This window comes from Tateyamaria sp., assembly GCF_059783535.1.
This window is the reverse complement of record NZ_JBYNDP010000207.1, coordinates 1-4,706: the sequence shown is the minus strand read 5'-3', so window position 1 is coordinate 4,706 and position 4,706 is coordinate 1. Positions and strand designations below refer to the sequence as shown.

Annotated in this window: 2 protein-coding genes; both read right to left on the bottom strand. The window is 58.6% G+C overall.

Annotation, left to right across the window (positions count from 1 at the left end):
• Nucleotides 1-428: 428 nt before the first annotated feature.
• Nucleotides 429-3,320 (bottom strand): reverse transcriptase domain-containing protein, encoded by a 2,892-nt coding sequence (locus AC6RA8_RS21360; protein WP_500355708.1) that lies wholly within the window; start codon nucleotides 3,318-3,320, stop codon nucleotides 429-431.
• A gap of 45 nt (nucleotides 3,321-3,365) precedes the next feature.
• Nucleotides 3,366-4,457 carry a zinc finger domain-containing protein gene (locus AC6RA8_RS21355; protein WP_500355706.1) on the bottom strand — a complete coding sequence of 364 codons (1,092 nt, stop codon included), beginning with the start codon at nucleotides 4,455-4,457 and terminating at the stop codon, nucleotides 3,366-3,368.
• Nucleotides 4,458-4,706 lie beyond the last annotated feature (249 nt).

Sequence of the window (4,706 nt, the reverse complement as noted above, 5' to 3'; positions counted from 1 at the left end):
TGTTACAGGAGAGAGACTGATGGGGTGCACCCTTGTGCCTACCCCTATATCCCTAGCGTGGCGCTTGATGCAAGCGACATATCCGCACAAGATGAGCACGAAACGCACACACACCACAAGTGGTTCTGTGGCTCATGCACAAGCACATGTGTGGCCCACAAGCTACTGGCCACACATTCGTGATACTCTCTCACTTTGTAGTGATTCCCCCCATGTCTAGATGACTCCCTCCACAAGCAGGCAAAAGTCACCCGACACAGAATCGAACCTGTGACTACGAGCACACAGGTGGGCATGGGGGCTAACCTCTCCACCATCAATGGCGAGCATGTCTATGTCAGGAAACATGCCGTATATACGTCCCAAAGTACTTCACCAACATACATCCTAGTTGCTAGGTCGCTTATTCTTCAACACTCCCACTCGACCTAGCGACGGTCCGAGAACAGCAAACCCATCTGCTCCCGGCACCAAACGAACTTCTCAAGCCCTACTGGCTTCGTCAATGCGTCTGCCACCATAGACTCTGTACGACAGTGCGCAAAGACTACCTCCCCACGCGCAACGCGCTCACGTACCACATGGTGAAGCACATCAATGTGCTTAGAGCGCTGCGAAACAACTGGATTGCGAATCAACGCTAGTGCACTCTCGCTATCGCACTGCACAGTCAGAGCACCACAGTGGCCGCTCATATCTGCAAGCAACTTGCGCAACCATAATGCCTCTCGCACGGCTCCTGCAGCTGCCATGTACTCCGCCTCTGACGTGGACAATGCTACCGTAGGCTGAAGCACACTACGCCACGACACAGCGCCACCGTGCATCAACCACACATAAGCGGTTGTGGATTTGCGAGAGTCTAGATCACCAGCATAGTTTGCGTCACAGTACCCAACAACACCCTCGGCCTTGCCCCCGAACCGCAAGCCGACGTCCATCGTCCCCGCAACATATCGCAGCACTTGCACAGCAGCGTCCCAATGTTGCTTCCTAGGGTCCGAGACAAACCGTGACAAAGCTCCCACTGATTGAGCCAAGTCTGGACGGGTGCATGTCATCAAGTACATCAGACAGCCGACAACCTCTGCAAACGGTTTGTCAACAGACGCACCGCCCGCGTCCCCCCTACGAAGGTGCATGTCCCTAGACACAGGCATATTGGCAGTCCTAGCGGCACTCATGTCAAAGCGCGTTACCACGTCGTGAGCGTAGCGCCCCTGGTGCAACCAAAGCACACGTTTGCTACGGTCACGCACAATTGACATCCCAAGGAACATCTCTGCATTGCCAAGGTGCCTGGCTTGAAAGCCGTCCATGACCATGGCAACGCAAGCATCTACATCCCCCTTGGAACGCGCAGCAATCAGCATGTCATCAACGTACACCAGCAGGTACACGACACGGTTCCCGCTCCCGTGCATGAACAAACACGGATCTGCGTCGGATGACCGAAAATCATGCTGGGTCAGGTATTCACACAGCTTCGTATGCCACGCACGTGACGCCTGCTTCAAGCCATACAACGACTTACGCAGACGACACACCATGGAGCTTCCATTCGTGACGTAGCCGGGCGGTTGACGCATGTAGATCTCCTCGTCCACATCACCGTTGAGAAACGCCGTCTTGATGTCAAGTTGAACGAGCTCAAGGTCGCGTACCGCCACGGTTGCCAGCATGCAACGCAGCGTCTTGTACTGGCTGACTGGCGCCCAGATATCCGTGTAGTCGATGCCGGCGCGCTGCGAGAAACCCTTCGCCACGAGCCGCGCCTTGAACCGGTCGATGTTGCCGTTCGCATCACGCTTCAGAGCGAACACCCACTTGCAAGCGATGGTCTTGCGGTCTTCGGGAAGGTCCACAAGATCCCACACGCGCGCGCCCATCAGTGATTGCATCTCTTCGTCCATGGCCTGACGCCACTGCGCCGCTTGCGGCGATGCGACCGCGCCGGCGTACGTCGAAGGCAGCGCGACGTCATCATGCACCGAGACAAGAGCGGCACCAGTCTCCTCTTCTTCACCATCGGCGGCGACCGCCGACTCCGGAATCTTCCACCACTCTGTCGGTGGGCGACGATCACGTCGCGGATATCGTCCTTCATCTCGAGGAGGCACTTCAGCAGTCGCGTCGTTATTCGACGCATTAGGCGCACTCGCATTGGCGCTCTCGACACCGCCTTCCTCACACGGATCCTCTCCGTTCGCCGTTACCCCATCGGCGCTGTTCCCTTGCACGTCGCAAGGGGCATCAACTCCCTCAGCCAAAGATGCATCAGCTGGGACCGTCATGCCATCATCGTCATCATCATCATGCGATGCAGACACACGCATTGACGGTGCATCACACGAGGAGTGCGACACACCAGGAATACCGTCGCCCTCAGGCTGTGACGCATCACAGCCCGCCCAGAGCCCTTCAAAAGGGCCAGCGCCGCCACTCGGCGCAGAGGGTACTGAGGGCGACGTAAGCTTAACGCTTGACATACGCTCGTCGAAGATGACGTGCTTGGACACCTTCACCCGCGGGGCATCACCATCGAGAAGGATACGGTAGAAGCGGCCACCTGCGTCGTAGCCCACAAGCCGACCCTTCTCGGCTCTACTGTCAAGCTTCCGCACGCCGGGGGCGAGCTGCTTCACGAACGCCACACAGCCGTAGACACGGAGAAAACCCAACGACGGTGGTGGCTCACTCCACAGCAGCTCATGTGGCACGGCGCCGCCGACAGAGGCACATGGCATCACGTTGCGCAAAAACGACGCAGCGTTGATAGCCTCGGCCCAAGTGGCAAGAGGGAGGTGCGCGCCCTTCATCATCGCGCGCGACCGATCAAGGAGGGTGCGGTTGAGCCGCTCCGCTGCTCCATTCGATGGCGAGTGGTACGGCGGCGTCACCTCATGGCTTATCCCTTGCTCCACAAAGTATTGGCGAAGCGCGCCGTTAACATACTCTCCTCCGCCATCCGATCGCACTGCCCTCACGTTGCCGCCTACTTGCCGCTCCATCCACGTGATGACCTCCCGAAGCACAAGTGCAGCATCAGCCTTACGACGAAGGAAACGCACGATCGAGTACTTGCTGTAGTCATCGAGCACTGTCATCAAAAAGCGGCATCCCGACAGCGATGGGACTTGGAGCGGGCCGCACAAATCCGTGTGCAGCAATCTTAATGGCGCCGTCGCACGCGATGGCGTCGTTGGCGATGGTCGCCGGGGCTGCTTGCCAAGAACACACGCCTCGCAATGGTGGTTGTCTTCCGCCGCACGCGGAATACGACCGGTGCGTTGTAACGCTGCAAAGACGTCCCTTCCCACGTGCCCCAGCCGTGAGTGCCAGTCGACGGCGGGACACGCGCCCCGTCATATGGAGTTCGATGGGACCAACGTCGCCTGGTAGAGACCGTCGTGCAGGTGCGCCTCAACGTAAGTGACACCATCAGCGATCACGTGTCCACAGTCGCCGTCGATGCGCACCGAAGCTCCCCTGGAAACCATACTCGGCACGGAAAGCAGGTTGAAGGCGAGTCCCTCAACAAGAAGGACACCTTTGAGCACGATGGGGCGCAACGACGACATGACAGTGACATCGCCTTGCCCCAACACCTTCACGCACTCCCCTCCCCCGAGCGTGACAGAGCTGACGTTCGATCGTTCAAGCTCCGGCAGCAAGTCGCGTACACTCGTCATGTGGTGCGACGCACCGGTGTCGAGTATCCACGCACGCTCACGGCTGGCAGTAGCGGCTAGTGCGGTTGCAACTAGCGCACGACCTACACGCTCAGGGGAGGGGGGCTCGCCACCTGGGATCTTCTCACGGCAATCCGCTGCACGATGCCCACGCTTCTTGCACCGCCAGCATACGATGGACTTGTCGTCGACCTTCGTGTGCCGCGGCCGGCGCTCGTCCCGCTTGCGGCCGGCCTTCGCCTTCTGTGGCGCATGGCCGGCAAGTGCCGTTCCCTGCGTCGCGCCTTCCGAAGTACCTCGAAGTTCTTGCTCACGGTAACGTTCCAGCCGCGACAGGACGTTCTCAAGGTCCTTGCACTCCGAGTCTCCAACGATGGTACGAATCGTATGATACTCAGTGGGTAGGCCAAGCAGGACGTAGTCGATCAGCTCTTCCTCGCCACACGTCGCTCCAACGTCGAGAAGCTGAGTGCGGATGTCGATGGCACGACGTCCGTACTCTCGGATGGACTCACTACCACCTAACTTTAACGACGCTAGCTGCCCCCTAATGTGCATGCGTCGTGCAGCACATGTCGATGCGTGTGCACGACGCAGGGCCATCCATGTCTCGTGCGCACACGAGAGCCCGTCAATTGCAGTCAGCTGATCGTCATCCACATTGATGCGGATGACGCTTAGTGCAATGACGTTGGCCTGGCTGGCAAGGTCCAAAGGACGCGACATGATGTCGCCCAGCCCGCACAAAAACAAATGATCCCTCATCCTACGAGACCATCGGACATAGTTCGTGGAAGACAAAGCTTCAAACTTGAAGTTCGCTACCCGGTACTTGGGTGGGGTAGTGGCAGTACCTTGGGGGGCAGCTGAGGCTGGCTGGACCGAGGCAACCGGGGCTGAGTCATCTACGGAGGACATAGTGCTAACAGGCGCAGTGGTGGGGTGCTGGACCCATAACCTGTTACAGGAGAGAGACTGATGGGGTGCACCCTTGTGCCTACCCCTATATCCCTA